This window comes from Mesorhizobium sp. M1307 (assembly GCF_040318155.1).
Taxonomy (GTDB): domain Bacteria; phylum Pseudomonadota; class Alphaproteobacteria; order Rhizobiales; family Rhizobiaceae; genus Mesorhizobium.
In genome coordinates, this window is the sequence record NZ_JAMYLR010000015.1 from 43,451 (window position 1) to 62,295 (window position 18,845).

Sequence of the window (18,845 nt, forward strand, 5' to 3'; positions counted from 1 at the left end):
CTCATGGTTCGCCCGATAACGCCCACCAAGCCGCCGGTCCAGCCGCAAAAGGTCAATGCCAAGGCAAACGCCGCGCAGATAGCGCGGCTGGAGGCCCAGGCTGCCAAGCTGCGGGAGCAGATCAGGCTTGCCAACAGGATGGGCGAGCGTGATTGGGCGGCACAGGCCCGCCAGGAACTGGCCCATGTGAGCACGCAACTGGATTCGCTTCAGTCGCCGCCGGTTGCGGCTTCGGCAGCGCCGAGTGTCAACGTCGTCAACGCCAGCAACGGCACATCCGTCAATGGCAGGACGGTGACGCCGGCTCTCTACACGCAGACCGATCTCGCGCTGGCCGCGACACCGGTGAAACTGGATGGCAGCACGCCCGAAGACAACGGCGCGGAAGCGACGGCTGCGCGCAACATTGTCAGCGACGTTACCGGCGGCAAAAGCATCGACCAGATTGCATCTGCCCGGGGCGTGACGCGCGAACAGGTTATCGCCGCGCTCAGGTCCGGCGGGATGACCGTTTCGACCGCTGACCCGAGCGGCAATGGCGACGTGCTGACGACGAAGATCACGGATGCCAGCGGCCGCACCATCACGCAATATTACGACTACCAGCACGACAGCTACTACACGAGCGTGGAGCAACCCAACGGCACGGCAACCACTACGCCGATCCGGGATGGGCTCGGGCGCAAGGAAACCAGCAGCCATAATCCCGACACCGGTGCCATCACGACGCGTTACGAAGACGATCTGCGCACCGGAACCGTCACCGAGCGGACCACCTTGCCGAACGGCGCTTCGGTGGAAACCGTTACACCCGGGAACGGGCCGGCCTTGCCGGTCACCACCGTCAACGGTCCAGATGGTGGCAAGACCGTCCTCGCTGCATCTCAGGATCCGGGCGGGGCACCCACCCAGGGCATCAAGGATGATCTCGCGGACGGCAAGAGCATCGAGCAAATCGCGCAGGAAAGGGGTCTGACCAACGAGCAGGTGATCGCCGAGCTGCAGGCCGCCGGCTATCAGGTCACGACGCGCGAACCGACGAGCGACAATGGTGACGTGCAGTCGGTTGAAGTCGTCGATCCGCACACCGGCGACAAGACCGTCTACTATCACGACTACCAGCATGATGAGCGCACCGTCGTGACGACGTCTGACGGCAAGGAAACGACGGTGTCGGAGGACGGGAACGGCAGGACGCGCAACAGTGTTCGCAACACCGAAACGGGCGAGACCACAACCACAATGGTCGATCCGAAGGCCGGAACTGAAACCACGATCGTCACCGACAAGAACGGTCGGGTGACGACAACGACTACCGAGGAGATCAATGGCGGCGAGCCCGTCGAGTACGAGGTCAAGCCAGGCGACAACCTGACCCTGATAGCGCAGCAATATGGCGTGTCGCTGGACGATCTGAGGAGAACGAACCCCGAGCTCTTCAATTCCCCTCGTGACCCCGACATCATTCACCCGGGCGAAAAGGTTACCATCGAAAACGGTACCCGCACGACCGTGGAAGTCACCTTCAACGGTTATACGCTGACCACGAGCCCTGATGGCAGCATGACGCTGCACAACAACACCACCGGGACCGACCTGAAGATCGAAGCAGGAAGTACGCAGGAGGCGTTGGCCAGGACGCTGTTGGCGGTGAACCCCAACAGCAGTGATGCCACGGAGGCAAAAGAGGGCGAGGTCGTAAAGACCTTCGTCGAAGGGCTGCTGGCGGGTGAAGCCTTGCCCAGTCTCATCGACGCGGCAGAAGAAGCCGGACAAAACAAACAGGACCTGATCGAGAGATATGGTCTAGGTACCGTCGCCACGCCCGAGCTGGACGGTGAGAACAGGGTTGTCAATCCATTCGGCGATCCGCCGCAGGGTAATGCACCCTCCGGCGGAAAGTGGACGCCGATGAAGATCGATGGCGTCTGGACCTGGGTCGATCCCGAGGTGGCCCAGGCCATCATTGCTGAGAACATCGCGCTGTCCCAAATTACAGAGACGCGAGCTCTGGCCGGTCAGCGGCAGGAACAGTTCAACGTCTATATGCTCGACTCCGCCTACAAGGATGCTGTTGATGGGGCGCAGACAGTTATAAACGAGGCGTTGGCACCCCATGGTCTGCAATGGACCCCGCAGAAACCGGAAGGCACGCTTGCCGATGCGCAGGAGCGGCTTACCAAGGCCAACACCTTGCTGCAGAACGCGCAGGATGCCCGTGGCGAATATGAGACTGCCGGGCGCATTCTCGCCGACGCCATCACCCAGCAGAGCGAACTAGCCCCGCTGATTGATCCCAATGCAGACGTTGCATCCGCGCAAGGGCAGCCAGGTCCCAATCGGCAAACGCAGTACGCGCAAGGCCTCGCGGATCATGCGGCTGTCGATCAGCTGTTCTCCGAAGTCGGCCTGCATCTGAGCAAGGGCGACAAGCTCACCATCGACTTCCTGGTGGGGCAAGCCGAGCTTGACGGCATTCCGACCGACTCGAAGGAATATCAGGACCTCAAGGCGCTGCAGACGACAGCAGGCAATCAGCTCGAATTGGCGGAAGCCTATCAAAGCTACTTCAACGCCCATGCCGATGCTACGCAAGTGGGTGCGCAGCAGACGGACCTCGAGCAGAGACTGCTCGCCGAATATAATAGCGAGCACCAGTTTCTGTTCGAACAGGGAAAGAAACATCAAAGGGTCAGTGGCGATTATCTGGGTCTCTTCCAATCGCAAAGACTTGAGGTCCGCGACGGCCAGCTGTGGGTGGTCAACCAGTTCGAAGAGGGCACGACCGAGCAGCAGCTCACCTACAATCTGAGCGAAACGAACGTCAGGGATGAGTACCGCGATCGGCAACTCAACAAGGACTGGCAGCAGCTTTTGGGCGGCAGCAGTTCCACCGGGCCGGTGTGCACGGCAAATGGCCTGGAAGCGGTGAGGGCCAGCGAGGCGCAGGCGGCGCAGAATCTCAACGATGTCCTGGATCGGCAGCTCGGCGACAGCATTGAAGACCTGAACTCCGAGCTGTCAACGCTGCAGACCAACTTCAACAATGCGTTGACGGAGCACGGGCCAGGAACAGTCGATGCTCCTGAAGGCACCCTGCCCAATGGCGTGCAGCCTGTCGAGATCAACGTCGGCGGACAGACAATCAAGGTGGCGCCGGAGGTTGCCCAGACATACAACGAGATAGGGATCGATGCGTTGACCCAGAGCGGGAAGGCAGTCTGGATCGACCTGGATACAAAAGATGACGACGCCAGTGGACGCTGGGTTGATCCCGAACTAGCGGTCGCCAAACTCAAGCTGGACGCGACAAGGCTTCAGATAACGCAGGCCGAGGAGCTGCGCGGGCTGGTGCAAGGCTTCAGCGACTATCATGAGCTTCGGTCCAGCGATCCCTCGTTGCTGGTTGACCGAAACAGCACGGTGGATAAGACCTATCTAGACGAGCATGAGCAGCAGACGCTTGACGGCATCTATCAGCCGAAGTTCCAGCAACTGCTCGACAGCGGCTACGACAACGAGTTCCGTGAACAGCGCGGCACGGCCCTTGAGGAGACGGTCGCCAGAACGCTCGGCATAGATCGTTCGACCGAGGAAGGTCGCGAGGCGATCGAGAATGTGACGGAAGAGATCCGCGATATCGGCGGCGACAATCCTTATGTCCGCAGCGTGCCGATTTTCTATGTTGACGACGAGGTCGGGACACAGCAGGTCGCGCTGTTTGCTGTGCGTGACGGAGACGGCAACACTCGCTATGTCGATGTGACCGGCAAAAAGTTCGACGACCTCGGAGATTTCCAGGACAACAACAACCAGTTCGGCGAAGATGGCAAGCTCGTCGTCCCCAAGGGTCTGGAGATGAAGGCCGGCGATGACGGCAGGATCGAACTGGAAGTCGCCAAGTCGCGCAATGTTTCTGCTTGGGACAAGGTCGTCGATCCGCTGGTTGGCATCGGGACGGGTATAGCCACCATTCTGTCGTTCACGCCGGCCGCGCCGATTGCAGCACCCTTGGCCTATACGGGCGCTGCCTATCTCGGCACCCGAGCGGTCATAAACCAGGTCAACCATCTGGAACATGGCGGCGAGTGGGACGATACCGAGTCGCTGATGAATGTCGCCAGCGTGGCAACCACGGTTCTGCCGATGGCTTCCAGCGGTCTGCGCACCATTGGATTAGCAGGAAGGGAAATGACGGCCGCCGGATTGGCGGGAAAGGAAATGACGGCCCTGCAGGCCTTCCGTGGCAGCATAGGCGCAACACGGTCCAGCTCGCCCCTGGCGCTCGAAACCCGAACCTACATGCAGTCGACCGCCGGCCTGAACAAGCTGGCGTGGGGAGCGGATGTCGGCTCCGTGATTGTCGGTGCACCTTTGCTGGCGACATCGGCCTACGATCTCGCCGTCAACGGAGACCAGATGAACGGTCTTCAGCTTGCCAACGCGCTTACGGGCCTTGGCACCGGCATTGCCGGCACGGGCCTCGGCATTCACGGTCTGCGGACACTGCGACCTGGAACGGGCACGCAGGCAAGCGCCAATGGTCCCGGCGCCAACCAGCCACCGGGCAGCGGCGGACCGCACCAGCCGCCGCCCTGGTCCGACGGCAGAGGACCACGGCAGTCGCCTCCGGCGCTGGAACCCGGCCCCTCCGGACGTCCGATGAATGTCTATGAAATTGGCGCCGACGGCGTTTACAGGCCGACGGGGGAGCGGGTCTTCCAGGATCCCAACCATTCTGTGATACCGGGAGAAGTGATCAAGACCAGCGACGCCAGCGGTGACGGTCCGACGATGCTGCCGGGCCGCAATCCGCATGGGTCGACCGGGCGCAATTCACCGCCTCCCGCTGATAGCGATCCCATCATTGTGCCGAACAAGCCGGCAGGAAAAGACGACACGATGCGCCTCGTCTGGGATCCGGAGACGCGCAGCTTCACCGGCATGCCGGAACCCGACACAAGCGGGCACATCTACACCAGTGGCAAGGATGCCAAGACTCCCTCAGCCTATCTTGACGGGCTGAGCGTCGAGCAGCTTGTAGCGCGATACGAGGCAGAAAAGAGCTATTATTCGAACCGCGAGTTGGCCGAGCGCTACGGCCCGGATGGCGTTCAGATACCGCGCACGCCGCTCCGCGACATACTGCCCGACTTCCGCATCGGCGTCACATTCCGGACGCGCTTAAATACGGGCCAGGGCTTCGACATCGGCTCGCCGACGGTCGCGGCCGTGGGCTTCGGTATTGGGACAAAGACCGATGTCGGCATGATCGGGTGGTCGGTCGTCGACAGCATCAGCCAGCGCAGCCTGACACCATTCACGGATGCGCTCGGCACTCAAGGCGTCGTATCCTACCGGGCACGGGAATACAGGAACATCACCGGCCTTCAGGCCGGTGTCTGGCCGGTGTCCAATCAGACGGCTTTCCCGGTTCGCAGCAGCGATCTTTCGGCGGCGGCAACCAAGGCGATATTCAGCGATGCGACTGGCTACAACGCCAAGCCGCTGGATGCTGCCATCGTCGGCGTGACGCCAGACGGCGAAGGCACCGTGATCGAGATGACCTATACGCCTTCGCTCAAGGGCGAGGAGGTCACGCTCGCCCCCGGCCAGCACGATTTCCTTGGCGTGCCGGCGGAAAACAGCGCTGGCCACGTCAAGCTGGAAGGTGCGCTTCCGTTCGACCGTGTCATGACCGAAACAAAGGTCGGACTGCGGCTGCCGATCGTGGCCAATCATGTCGGGGCGGTCGACCAGATGCCACGCGTCGGCTTCGAGAAGCGCCCGGAAGTGCCCGTCAAGGACACGCTCCAGCCGGGTGACATCGTGTCGAAGCAGACCTACGACCAGATCCAGTCCGCTCTCGGCTCGACAAGCCTGAAGATCCAGTTCGCGGTCGAGGATCCGGCGAAGGCGTCCGAACTCATCGCAGCGATCGGACAGGGTGATGGCATCCGGTCGATCCGCGACCTCGTCAAATCTGGTCAGATCGATCCGTCGAACACAGTTTCGTTTGTTGATGAACCGACGCTAAGCGGGTTGCGGCTTTCGGCCGTACCGGGCAAGGCGCCCACGGCAGACATCGTTTTGCTGACCGGTGAGAAGGCACGCGTCGTCAATCCCGAGGCGATGCTGGTCGACATCATCTTCAACGACCGCAACAGGCTTCCCGGTGTGCTGGGTTTCAATCCCGACCGGACGATAACTTCCGCGGCCTATAAGGTGAAATCGACGGTACAGTCGTGGCTGCCGGCGCGCTTCAGTCCCGACGGGACGCCGCAGCCCCGTTATATGCCGAGCGCCGGCAACATCTATCAGAACCTGTACGGTTCGCACGGCACGCCGGCGACGCGCTACACGCTTTCACTGTCGACACCTCCTCTGCCTGCCGGGGCGGTGGCTTTCAGTGCTGAAGTGAGAATCCAGTACAAGTCCAAGGCTGCCAAGATCGCTCCTTCAATCGCCAAGGATAAAACAGCGACGCTGACCTTCGATCGAGCCGATGGACAGAATGAAACGCTGACGGTCCCGGCCTGGCTTGCTCATGCCTTAGAAACCTCGCGTGACGGCGCGGCGACAGCCATTCCGAAGGGTGGCAAGGCCTCCCTGGAGCAGTTCCTCGGCGAACTGGAAAAGAAGGCGAGACCCGACCAGCGCGCGGCGATAGAGCAATTCCGGACGGAATTCGGCCCGTCGATCGTCGATGGCGGCTTCGTGCGCCAGAACGTTGCCGACGGCGTGCTGACGTTCCTCTCCTCGCAGGTGGGCAGCCGCCGAAGCGGACCGATCCAGATAAGGGACGAGAACGGGCAGTCCGTTACGGCAACCCGTTACGGACCGCTGCCAAAGAGCCCGGAGAATGTCTATGTGCCGCCGGCTGATGCTCCGATAGCGCGCGGCGACGAACTGGAGTTGATGCACAAGTCACATATCCTGTTCCGGGATCCGGAAACCGGAGAGCCCTATGTTCTACCCTGGATACGTGGTGCTTCTGACGACCATGTGCCGGGGAGCCTTGGGCATCCCGAGGAGGGCAATCAGCCTGTCGAAGGCGCGGGCGACCCTACAAGACCGTTGCGCGGCAATGTCGGCCCGTTTGTGTTCCGGGCCGATACCCGCTCGCCAACCGAGATTAGGGACGCGGGAGGCTTCTCACCACCGCCCCCGACAGGAATCTGGGTGGACAATCCGCAAGGCATCGCCCTGAGCAGCTATGTCATGGGCAATACCCATGGCCGTTTCGTCGGCACGAGCCAGTCGATCTCGGGAGCCAAGGCTTTCGTTTCGGAAGAGTCACGAGCCGCGCGGCAGCAAGGTTACACTTATCTCTACACGCTGAATCCGAGCAGACCGCGCCTCCACGTCCCGACTGAATTCGAGGCAATGGGCCGACCCGTCGGCGACAGGATGGCCCGCGTCGACGAGACCGCAATCGACGGCAGCATACCATGGAGCGAGGTCTATGGCTGGCGGACCATGGATCCGGACGGGAATTTCGTCGGTGAGTTCACGCGCAATGAAGATGCCGTCGCGCCCGGCACCTCGACACAAAAACGCCCGCAGGTCATCTTGCGGCCGGCCGACGAGTTGTGGGATGTCAATACGCCAGCGCCGACCGAAGCGCCGCCGCCCCCAGTGGCCGAGGTGGTCAGCAACGAAGCCCCGGCTGTGACTGGCGAAACGCCGCAGGCGGTGAATATTGCTGCCGAAACGCCGACAGCCGCTACATGGCCGCCGGTGCCCGACCGGGGCAGGGCGGTTTTTGACCCTGCCAGCGGAAAGATCGTCAGCCTTGAGCTTCCGGTGAGCTCCGCCGCGGAACCAGGATATGCGGAACCGGTGCGAGCGCCGACCGGGCCGGAGGTCAGGGCGCTTTCAGCCGATCAGATTTCCGAACTGACCGGCACGCAATTGCACACCATCAAGCCGGAGCACATCGCCAAGCTGGCGCCCGAGCAGGTTGCTGCACTGAGCCCCGAGCAGATCGGGCAGCTGACGTTTGATCAACTTGCGGCGCTTCGACCGAAGCAGTTGCGGGCGCTGAGTGCCGAACAGCTCCAGGCGATCAGGCCAAGCAGATTGCAGGCCGTTGCCCCTGGCCGTATCAGCGCTTTGCGACCGGATCAGGTCGCTGCCGTTTCACCCGAGCAGCTTGCTGCCTTGACCATTGAGCAAGTGCGCAAGCTCACACCCGACCAGATCGCCAAGCTCAGTGATGAGCAGCGCAATGCGCTTACGTCGGAACAAGTCGCCGCCATGAGACCTGCCCAATTCGGCCATCTCGATGCGACCCAGTTCGCGGCGTTGGACCCTGATCTCGTCGCAGCACGCGATCCCGCGACAACGGCAAAGCTGTCGCCGGACCACATCTCGGCGCTTATGCGGGAGCAGCTTGGCGCTCTGACCATTCATCAGATCGAGGCGCTGAGGAAGCAACAGATAGCGGCGCTGACGCCGAAGCAGCTTGGCGAGTTAAGCCCCGGCCAGTTGCGCAAGTTCACGCCCAAGCAGTTTGCCTGGATGTCGACGGAGCAAACAAACGCGCTTTCCGTGCTGCAGATAACGACCTATCGGGCGACCCATAAAAAGGCGATGACGCCGGATCAGGGCACCAGCGTCGATCTGGCCCTCAGCCATGCCAGGATGCGGGAAAACGCTCAGGCGCTCGCCACCTTTGGCGGCACGTCGACCACCTCCTACATGTTGTGGAGTTCGTTGCCGCCAACCTGGACCGCCACCGCCGGATCGGTGGCATTTGGCGTGCGAGGCATGGTTTTCGGCGCGCAGGCGCTCTTCCCCAACGCAACCGCAAGTCACAAGCCGTTCGGGCGATTCCTCAACGCGCTCGGCGGAGCCACATTCATTGCCGCAGCACCAGGTGCCGCGACCGGGATGATCCAGGGTAAGGATCTTGTCGTCAACAGCACGTTCACGCTCGGCAACATCGTCTATGGCACGAAGTCGATGCTGCAGTCGTTCACCGGCAGACCGGTGATCCGAAACCTGGCCGAATATCTGGCTGGACCCGGCTATGTGCTTGGCTGCGCTGTCTATACGGTGCACTCCTGGCCGGCGCCGATCGCCACAGTCGCCGGCACCATGTTCACCTTCGGCTGCGCGGAATTCTGGGCGTCGGCCATAAGGACGGACCGGATGAATCGCCGTTCAGTGCCGCGAACCGATGCTGATATGGCGGCGGCGGAAAAGTCCGACAAAAGATGGGCTGCATGGGATCGGTGGACTCTGGGCATCACCTTCGGTGTTGGAATGCTTCTCTTCTCGCTGGACGCCCTGCTCGCGGAGCCTTGGGAGGGCGCGAAGACGCCCCCTCCACCCGATCCGAAAAAACCGGATGGCGATGCCTCGTCCCAGCAATCCGATGATCCTTCGGATGATCCAGGTGGGCCGCAGACCCCGGTGGAAGATTTCCCGCAACTGGTCGTGGTCACCGATGATGGCCTGAATTTGCGGACCCGGCCTGACGGGGATTCGACCGTGGGAACCGTTCTGCAATCCGGCACATTCGTCCAACAGACCGCGAAGCCGTCGGCCGATCCGTCAGGGGAGACCTGGATACCTGTCCAAGGTTTCGGACCGGACGGCGAAACGCATAGCGGCTGGGTTTCCGGCGACTATGTCGAGGCTCATGCCGAGGGCAGCAGCAATCCTGAGGGCCGCACGAACCCAACGCTGGAGAAAGACGGTTATCAGTGGGTCGAGGTCAGGGATGGCGACAGCATTCGCCTGATAGCCAAGACCCATTCTGCGGACGTGGCGGACACGGTTGTGCTCAACATGGATCATATCCTGAGCCCGGACCTGATCTTCTCAGGCGACCGTATCTATCTGCCGGTCACCTCGACCGGCTGAGAAACCGCGGGGCCAAGCCTGTCGTCCGTTGGCTCCTGCGCCTTGCCGGTTCTCGCGGCATAGGCGTTTGCTACGGAGGCGGCCAGCTTTGCCGCCCGCTCCGCTATCGGATTGGATGGTTCGGAAGAATAGGAGGCGGTAAACTGCAAGTCGGACGGGTGCCATTCGCATTCGACGATGCGCAGTTTACCGTTTGCGATATAGTCTTGGACGACTCCCGCGGGCAGGGAAGCTATTCCGATTCCGTTGAGTGTCATCTTGATGGAAGCGGCCAGCGAATTGGCCGGAAATATGCGCGGCGTCTCTTCGAATTCACCGGTGAGCTTGCGGTAGAGTTCGCTATAGGGGCGCGTGGTTCGCGCGTAGCTGATGATCGGAAACTGCATCAAGTCGTTCAGCGTCACCTTGCGTCGATTGGGCAATTCCAATTGCGGCGAGCAGACCCAAACAAGCGGAAAGGACGGCATCCCGATATTCTCGATGCTGTACTCCAGGACAGGGCCCATCAGCACCGCAAGATCGAGCCGGTGTGACATGAGTTCATTGCGAAGGGTCGTCGTTGCATCGACGACGATATCCGTCTCGACAAGCGGATAGTTTGCCTTCAGTGCCTTGAGGAAATCCGGGAGCCAGGTGTGCACGATCGTTTCGGCAACCCCAAGCCTCAGCACCCTCGTCGTCTCTGAAGTCTCTGAAAGAGAGCTGGCCATCAGTTGCAGCCGCTCCGCTACGCGCAGGACCCGTTGGGCAGGTGGTAGCAGCCGTTGTCCTTCGGCGGTCAGCCTGACTGTGCTGCTCTGCCGCTCGAACAGCTTGGCACCCAGCGCTTCCTCCAACCCGGCAATTCGTGTGGATACCGCCGGCTGCGTGGTATTCAGGCGTTCCGCCGCCTTTCGAAAGCTTCCGAGAGTCGCCACCAGGAGAAAGGTTTCGAGCTGCTTGATGTTGAAAGGTATCATTACGGTCGATCGCTCATCTGCGGCTTTCCGGGGAGGGGGCGTCGAACCATCAATGCCGTACAATGATCTGGGTACCGATCTTCACTCGGTCGTAAAGATCGATGACATCTTCGTTGGTCATGCGAATGCAACCGGAGGAGTTGGCCTGTCCGACGGTCCATGGCTGGTTGGTGCCGTGGACGCGATAGAGCGTGTTGCCGATATACAATGCCCGTGCGCCCAAAGGGTTGTTCGGGCCTCCGGCCACGTGCGCAGGCAAGATACGGCCTTTTGATGCTTCTCTGGATCGCATTTCGGCCGGTGGCCGCCAATCTGGCCAGTCCTTCTTTTTCGAAATCGTGTCGCGACCGGACCACTCCAGCCCCTCCTTGCCAACCCCCACCGCGTATCGCAGCGCTTTGCCGCCCCCCAGGATGTAATAGAGGCTCCGCTCCGTGGTGTTGATCACGATCGACCCCTTCGGCTGAGCCTCGTTGAATGTCACGACCTGCCTGGGAATCACTGACCGCCCGGGCACGATTTCTCCGTCCGACGTCAGGCCGGAAGCGCTAGGGGAGACCAGTACATTTCTCGCCCGATCGTATGTCCAGCTTCTAGGGTCATAACCGCTGTTCGATTGGGCCTGCGCCGAAGCGATGGCGGCAAGCGACGCCACGGCGACCAGAACCGATGCACTCAATCCCTCGACAAGACGCGTTGCCACAAACCTCTTGCTTCGAGCAACGCCTGCGGGCAGGTCCAAGTTCGCGAGCAGCCTGTTGTTTGCCGTCACCGAGACCACTCCCTTCCACATTGAACCGACGATTGCGAATCCCGTGGTAACCGATTCCAACGCGGCACCATATCGCCTTGCGGATCGTTCGCAACATTTGGCACAGGTCGTTGATATATAATCCAATTGGACTTCCAATTTTCGAGTGTGCGCGATAGGATGACATCGGCGGACAAGCTATGAAGTAAGCGAGGCGGGTCATCACTCGTGGGTCGCTTGCGATAGGACCAATGTGACGGGACGCGGTATCTACCATGCGGATCGGTTGTCGGGAGGCAGGGCTACCGTTGTCGCCTGCGGCCTTGCCGTCATCCTGGCGCTCGGCTTTGATTGGCAGCGTGCGTCCGCTGCCGAACCGGGCTGGCCCCCTGGCCCTTACAAATACATCACGATCGATCAGTCCGTGACAGACGCGCTGGTTGAGCTCGGCCGCAACATGCGGGTGCCCATGCGTGTCAGCAAGCTGGTAAAGGGGCGCCTGAGCGCCGGCATGCCGGTTGGAACGGCCCGCGAGTTCCTCGAAGAGATATGCAATCGATACGGGCTGGTCTGGCATTTCGACGGTATCGTCATGAACGTCGCGACCGAAGCGGAAGTCCAGACGGAAATGATCCCGCTTGATGCCAACATGGCTGCTGACGCCGAAGACAGGCTTTCACGGCTGGGCGTCAACGACCCGAAGTTTCCAATAAAGGTTTCCAAGCAAGACGATGTCATCTCGGTATCGGGGCCGCCATCCTACATCGAACTCGTCAGGAAAACGCTCGGGGTTCCTGCCACGCCGAGCACGAAGCAGGAGACCGGCAAAGCTGTGTCGGTCCGCGTTTTCCGCGGAAAGCAGGCGGAGGCGCAGACTGTCCCCTCCGCCAAACCGAACTAAGAACTGGAGGGCACATTCATGCAAATCGCGCCGATTGGAGCCCTAGAGGCTACGCTTGCAAACTTGACCACCAGCATAAGTTCGCAACAGCAAATCACCGCCGCCGCGGCAGCGCAGCCCGGTAACCGAATGGTGGGCGCCAAGCAAGAAAAGCACGATGCCGCGAAGGTCAATATGCCTGAGCGCAGTGATGTCGCGATGCCGGCTGGTCAGCAGGTGGCGCAGACGCCCGGCGCCAATCCGGCAATCGGCGGACAGACTTCCAAACCGGAGAAGACCGAGCCGATCGTCGAACACAAACTCTTCGACTACATGGCCGAGACGGAGAAGGCTGCAGGTGGGGTGTTCACGGAACCATCGGCCCTTTTCGGTTCTGCCGTTAAGTCGCTGGAAGGAACCATGCAGCAGGTCCAGAAGGCTCTTGGCCAGGCTAACGCTTCCCCAAGTGCTGAAACGGCCGCCATGCAGGATCGCGCCGACAAGACGGCCCCGTCCGGCAAGGAAGGCGAAGACTCCCCAGCCAAGAACGTAGAGCAACTCCTGGAACGATCGATTTCGGTGATGTGGGCAGCCGCCAATCTCGAGGTGGTTACGAGCAGCGTGACGGCCGTCACGTCGTCCACCAGCACGCTGATCAAACAACAGTAAGCGCCGCGGAGTGTTCGTGCCCATGCCAACCTCGCTGCGGCGTTCAACGCGATTGAATCAATGCGGCGTCCGGTGTCGCGTTGCGCTCGTTGTCATGGGTATGCTTGTGCTCCAGGCGTGTTCGGTGGAGTTGTATTCCAACCTTAACCAGCGGCAGGCCAACGAGATCGTGGCCACGCTCATGCGTCACGGGATCCCGGCCCAACGCGAGGTCGGCAAGGACGGCAAGATGACGGTTTCCGTACAGAAGGGCCGCTTCGCCGAAGCTATGGCCATTCTCGACGAGAGCGGCTTGCCCAAACAGGAATTCCAGACGCTCGGCGAGGTGTTCAAAAGGGATGGGCTTGTGTCCTCGCCGGTGGAAGAGCGGGCAACGATGATCTATGGCCTGAGCCAGGAGCTTTCGCAGACGATCTCGGACATCGACGGCGTGCTTTCGGCGCGCGTTCATCTCGTCCTGCCCGAAAACGATCCGCTGAGGCAGCAACTGGTACCGTCCTCCGCCTCCGTGTTCATCCGGCATCGCGCATCCGTTCCGATGAATGAGCTCATCCCGCAGGTCAAGATGCTGGTGGCTAAGGGCATCGCCGGACTGACCTATGACAATGTTTCCGTCACCCTCATTCCGGTTGCAGCGACAGCCCCCGAGCAGGAAACCGGCGAGGCCGGGTTCACCAGCTTCCTCGGCCTGTGGCTACATCCCGACAGCGTCGCCGCCGCGATGTCGCTGTTTTACGGCATGGCGGCGGCCATACTCGCGCTGGCTGGTCGGTTGGCCTACATGCAGTGGTATCGACGGCCCGGCATCTATGCGCTCGATGCTTCCGCAATGCCGGTGAAGAAAACATGACCCAGCCCGGCTCGGAGCAAACTGCCAGCCCGGAATGGCAGGCATTCATGTCCAACCCCGCATCCTATGTGGATGCGGCTTGGCTCGCGGAGTGCTTTGACGGCGCCATCGGCGAGGCTGCCTGCGAGCGCATGCTGCGGTCGCAACGCCTGCAGGAGCGACTGTCGAAGCTTCTGCTCGACCGGCATAGGCTCTCTCCAGCAGTCGAAGAGCCGGCCGATGCGGTGGATCGAGCGATCGCCTTGTCGTCTGGCGAAGAGTTGGAGGAACTTGCGCTTCGCTCGGGCGCGATCTACTGGGCCGGGAGTCTGGCCGCTGTCATTGTCGGGCGCGAAGCGGCCGCGTTGCAGGCGGCGCTTGGCGCTGATCTATGTGCTTTCGCCGCAGCCAACCGCGACCTGGCCGGCCCGATGCAGCGGTTGGGGCCGCTGGAAGACATTTCCGGTCGCGTCTATGCCGACGGCCTGAGTTGCCTTGGCGCCTGGTGTCAGACCATGCCGAGCGATACGAGCATGCGGGTGCGTCTCAAGCTGATGCCGCAACAGCTTATTCACCAGCCGGTAGCCGAACCATTTGCCGAGGCCGGCCCCGCGATTGTTCGACGAGCGATGAGCTAGACGAGATGATCGAATCGGGCAAAGCGGTGGAAGCTATGCCGAGGCGTCCTTACGCCCGGATCCTGCGGGCCGCCGAGGTGCGCGCTTTGCAGGATGGGCATGCATTTCTCGATGAAGCAAGGCGTGATGCGCAGCAGTTGCGCGACGCCGCACGGCGAGCCTATGCGGCCGAATACGCGCAGGGCTATGACGACGGCAGGGCGCAAGGCGATGCGGAGGCCACGCGGTTAATCAGCGAGACGGCGGTCAAAGTGGATCGCTATTTCGGTGGGCTGGAATCCGAAGTCGTTGGCCTTGCCGTCGATATCGTCAGGCGAATTCTGGGAGAATTCGACGTCGGCGCGCTTGTCGCCAAGGCCGCAAGACAGGCGGTGACTGAAATTCGCCGCGCCAAATACCTGAAAGTCCGAGTTCATCCCGCGTCCGTCGACAGGGTTCGCGAGGAGCTGGACGCAGTCTTGCGCGAGAGTGATCTGGGGATGACGGTCGAGATCGACGCGGATGACGCGCTGGTTGCCGACGCCTGCATCGTTTCGACCGACTTTGCCGTCGTCGATGCGAGCATCGACGCGCAGCTCAAAGCCATGGCTGCCGCGATTGCGTCGAAGACGGAGGTCCGATGACCGCGCCCGCCGCCGATATCGAAAGCCGTCTGGCCTCCATCATTCCGAATCTGCGTTCGGGCCTGCGCGACGATACCGGCCGGCCCAGGAAGGGGCGTGTACGGCGGGTCGCCGGCACGGTCATTCATGCGACTGTGGAGGAGGCCCGTATTGGCGAGATATGCGAACTCGTCGACCCCAGGACAGGCAGGATGACCAAGGCGGAAGTCGTCGGCCTCATGGACGAAATGGCGGTCCTTGTTCCGCTTGGCGATTTGGCCGGTCTTTCAAACCTGACTGAGGTCGTGGCGACCGGAAAAGACCAGCAGGTGCCAGTCGGTCCCAGCCTTCTTGGTCGAGTGATCAGCGCGCTTGGCGAGCCATTGGACGGCAAGCCGCTTTCGCCGAATGGCATCATCGGCAGCTATCCGGTCAATGCCTATCCGCCATCTCCGTTGGAGCGCAGCTTGATTTCCGAGCCGATCCAGCTCGGAATACGCGCCCTCGATGGGCTGCTCACCTGCGCGCGCGGGCAGCGCGTCGGCATCTTTGGCGAACCTGGGGTGGGAAAGTCGATCCTGCTTTCCGATATCGTCAGCGGCACCGATGCCGATGTCGCCGTGGTCGCCCTTGTTGGAGAGCGCGGACGTGAGGTGCGCGAATTCCTCGAACAACAGCTCGGGCCGGAGGGGCGGGCGAGGGCCATTGTCGTCGTTGCGACCTCCGACCGTCCTGCCATCGAGCGTGTCAAGGCCGCCTATGTGGCGACCAGTATTGCCGAATATTTTCGCGACCAGGGCAAGCATGTGTTGCTTGCAATGGACAACATAACGCGGTTTGCCCGTGCGCAGCGAGAGATTGGCCTGGCCGCGGGCGAGCCGCCGACGCGTCGCGGTTTTCCGTCTTCGTTGTTTGCGGTCTTGCCGCGTCTGCTCGAGCGGTCAGGCCCCGGTCGCGTCGGATCCATCACAAGCCTCTACAGCGTTCTTCTTGAAGGCGACGGTACGCTGGATCCTGTCGCCGAGGAAGTTCAGGCGCTCCTTGATGGCCACGTCTTCTTGTCGAACGAGCTTGCGCAGCGCAACCATTTCCCGGCCATTGATGTCTTGCGCAGCCGAAGCCGCCTCATGGATGCGGTTGTGGAGCCCGCACATCGGTCCGACGCCAGCCACCTGCGCGAGCTGCTTGCCCGCTACGCCGACATCGAGCTTCTCCTGCGCGTCGGTGAATACGAAAAAGGCAGCGATCCGGTGGCGGACGAGGCGGTGGCGAAGATCGATGCCATCAACGCCTTCCTGCGTCAGGCGTCCGCCACACATGAGAGCTTCGAGAGGACACGCCAACTCATGCGGGAGATCGTCGGTGAAAGATCGTGAGATGATCACTCGATTACGCGAGCTCAGACGCCGGCGTGAGGACCGTGCAAGGGAAGAGGTGATCAAACGGCACGCCGCTTTGGACCGGGCCGCGAGGGAGGGTCGGCAGGCGGCCAGTGCGATCACGGAGCACCTGCAGCGCACGGTCGATGCCGAAGATGCAGCGTTCGGCTCGCTTATTGGGCATCCGATAAAAGCTGCCAGCCTTCACCAGCTACAGGGCCGGTTTGAAATCGCCGCCAGAAAAACCGAGCAATTGCGTGAAAACGAGAAGATGGCGGGCGTTGTCGAGCAGCAACGGCAAGCGGAACTGTCGGCAGCTCGCAATGATCATCGTGAGGCCATGAAAGCTCTGACGAAGCTGGACGGGGTATTGGAGCATCTGATCAACCGCACCGCACGACGTCGCCTGGCGCTTGCCGAGCTTTCCGAGGAAGAAGAGCGCGGTCCAACGCGCCTGCCCACATAGCCCATTTTGTGATCGTGAATATGGATGTGATGCCCCAAGCCTTTGCGTCGGGAAAAACGAGAGCGCAGGTAAAGCCGGCAAAACGCAAGGCCTCACGGTCGAGCGTTGGCGAGCGGCTGGTGCTGAACTCTGTTGCGTCTGTCGACGTTGAGGCATTGAACGCCTTCTACCGCCGGCGCGCGCACGCGGAAATCACGATCGCGGGCAGGGCGGTGCCGATTGCCGCCATCTGGGCGGCGCCGAACCCTGCGGACCAGCGGTGGTACACCATGCGTTCTCCGTCGGAGACACGATGGGCAAATTGCGCCTGCCGCTTTCCGTGGTCGAAAGAGGCTTCGCCAGGGCAGACGAACTGGTCGACATGAAGCGGCTGGCCCCCGCCCACGCCGCACTGCTGCTGGAATCCGCGTTTGAAGAGGATCTCGAATGGATTGAGGCCAAGCTGGGCGACAGTATCGCGCTCACCTCGGTCACACAAACAGAAGCAGTTTCGGTTTCGGGCGAGACCCCGTTGGCTTTTGTCCTGACCGGCAGTCAGGAAACGATTGACTGCGTCTTGAACACGAATGACGCCGGGCTGGCGGTACGGATCGGCCGTCTTTTCGACGAGATCGCCAAGGCCAGACCGCCGATCCCGGCCGAATTTCCTCTGCCAATCTGCCTTCGGCGTGGCGCACTCAACCTAACCCTTGGCGAGCTTAAAAGCCTCCAGCCTGACGACGTAGTGCTTTTCAGGAATGAGGCGGAAGAACGCATGGCGGCACTCATCATTGCCGAGCGCCTTTATGCGCCGGTCGCCCTGACGGCCGCCGGGCCGCAATTGCTTGCCGCGCCGACGGCTATCGCCGGATCCAATTGGGAGTGGACCATGAACCAGAACACGTCGCCGCCAGCCGGCCAGACTTTGGAAGAATCAACCCTGGACGAGTTGCCGGTCGTGCTTGCCTTCGAGATCGGCCGCACGGCAATGCCTCTCGGAGAGGTGAGGCAGCTTGCGCCCGGCACTATTGTTCCGCTCGCCGATGTGACGGAGGCGATTGTCGACATCATCGCCAACGGCAAACGTGTCGGCCGCGGTGAGATCGTGCGGATCGGCGAAAGCCTGGGCGTGCGGATCGTGCGCATGTTCGATAATGGTTGAGAATTCGCCCAATCTCCTTGGTATTCTGATCGCCGTCGGCTTCGTCGGATTGCTGCCTCTGGCGGTGGTCACGATGACGGGGTTCTTGAAGATTTCGGTCGTGCTGTTTCTCATCCGCAATGCACTCGGCGTCCAGCAGATGCCACCCAATCTGGTGCTGTACGGCATAGCGCTTGTGCTCACCGTCTATGTCACGACACCGTTGCTGAGCGAGATGTCTGGCCGACTTCAAGAAGGGCAAGTTCAGTTCCAGACGACCGATGACCTCGCCAGGGCAGCGCAACTGGTCAGGGAACCACTGCAGCGACACCTTATGAAATTCACTCAGCCGCAGGAGCGGCAGTTTTTTCTCGATGGAACGAGCCGCCTTTGGCCGGAACAGGCGCGGCAGAACCTGAAGGACGACGATCTCTCGATCCTTGTTCCGGCCTTTGTTGCTTCCGAGCTTACCCGAGCCTTCGAGATCGGTTTCCTGCTTTACCTTCCTTTCCTCATCATCGACATCGTTGTCGCCAATATCCTGATGACGCTCGGCATGATCATGGTCTCGCCGGTCCTTATTTCGATTCCCCTGAAACTGTTCCTTTTCGTCGCCATAGATGGCTGGTCGCGCCTGATGCATGGCCTGATCCTGAGTTACGGCTGACGATATGGCGGG

The 18,845-nt window shown here is 61.4% G+C and carries 12 protein-coding genes; 10 read left to right on the top strand and 2 right to left on the bottom strand.

Features of this window, described 5'->3' with window-relative positions:
• Positions 1–3: 3 nt before the first annotated feature.
• Positions 4–9,873, top strand: a complete 9,870-nt coding sequence (locus NKH16_RS18330; RefSeq protein ID WP_352900905.1) for a LysM peptidoglycan-binding domain-containing protein — start codon at positions 4–6, stop codon at positions 9,871–9,873.
• Here NKH16_RS18330 and NKH16_RS18335 read toward each other — a convergent pair.
• Both NKH16_RS18335 and NKH16_RS18340 read right to left on the bottom strand, forming a co-directional pair.
• Positions 9,846–10,895, bottom strand: a complete 1,050-nt coding sequence (locus NKH16_RS18335; RefSeq protein WP_352900908.1) for a LysR family transcriptional regulator — start codon at positions 10,893–10,895, stop codon at positions 9,846–9,848. The two genes, NKH16_RS18330 and NKH16_RS18335, sit on opposite strands and share 28 nt — an antisense overlap.
• Positions 10,882–11,604, bottom strand: a complete 723-nt coding sequence (locus tag NKH16_RS18340) for a L,D-transpeptidase (protein WP_352449136.1) — start codon at positions 11,602–11,604, stop codon at positions 10,882–10,884. The genes NKH16_RS18335 and NKH16_RS18340 overlap by 14 nt, the downstream gene beginning before the upstream one ends.
• A gap of 232 nt (positions 11,605–11,836) precedes the next feature.
• Between NKH16_RS18340 and NKH16_RS18345 the strand changes: the two genes are divergently transcribed.
• From NKH16_RS18345 to sctR, 9 genes are all read left to right on the top strand, one after another.
• Complete coding sequence (locus NKH16_RS18345) at positions 11,837–12,484, top strand: type III secretion protein (RefSeq protein WP_352900911.1); 648 nt, start codon at positions 11,837–11,839, stop codon at positions 12,482–12,484.
• Positions 12,485–12,502: 18 nt separating this feature from the next.
• Positions 12,503–13,132 carry a hypothetical protein gene (locus NKH16_RS18350; RefSeq protein ID WP_352900913.1) on the top strand — a complete coding sequence of 210 codons (630 nt, stop codon included), beginning with the start codon at positions 12,503–12,505 and terminating at the stop codon, positions 13,130–13,132.
• 22 nt (positions 13,133–13,154) lie between these two features.
• Entirely contained in the window at positions 13,155–13,982 is an 828-nt protein-coding gene (gene sctJ, locus NKH16_RS18355) for a type III secretion system inner membrane ring lipoprotein SctJ (RefSeq protein ID WP_352749304.1), read from the top strand.
• On the top strand, positions 13,979–14,599 hold the full coding sequence (locus NKH16_RS18360; RefSeq protein ID WP_352822462.1) for a SctK family type III secretion system sorting platform protein: 621 nt from the start codon (positions 13,979–13,981) through the stop codon (positions 14,597–14,599). Before sctJ ends, NKH16_RS18360 begins: the two co-directional genes overlap by 4 nt.
• Before the next feature lie 5 nt (positions 14,600–14,604).
• Entirely contained in the window at positions 14,605–15,222 is a 618-nt protein-coding gene (sctL, locus tag NKH16_RS18365; RefSeq protein ID WP_352822465.1) for a type III secretion system stator protein SctL, read from the top strand.
• Entirely contained in the window at positions 15,219–16,577 is a 1,359-nt protein-coding gene (locus NKH16_RS18370) for a FliI/YscN family ATPase (protein WP_352822468.1), read from the top strand. The genes sctL and NKH16_RS18370 overlap by 4 nt, the downstream gene beginning before the upstream one ends.
• A complete protein-coding gene (locus tag NKH16_RS18375) occupies positions 16,564–17,046 on the top strand; it encodes a hypothetical protein (protein WP_352874330.1) in 483 nt (160 codons plus the stop codon). Before NKH16_RS18370 ends, NKH16_RS18375 begins: the two co-directional genes overlap by 14 nt.
• A 292-nt stretch (positions 17,047–17,338) precedes the next feature.
• The gene (gene sctQ, locus NKH16_RS18380; protein ID WP_352900917.1) at positions 17,339–18,187 is read left to right on the top strand and encodes a type III secretion system cytoplasmic ring protein SctQ; all 849 of its coding nucleotides are present in this window, start codon (positions 17,339–17,341) and stop codon (positions 18,185–18,187) included.
• A complete protein-coding gene (gene sctR, locus NKH16_RS18385) occupies positions 18,180–18,833 on the top strand; it encodes a type III secretion system export apparatus subunit SctR (protein WP_352900920.1) in 654 nt (217 codons plus the stop codon). Before sctQ ends, sctR begins: the two co-directional genes overlap by 8 nt.
• Positions 18,834–18,845 lie beyond the last annotated feature (12 nt).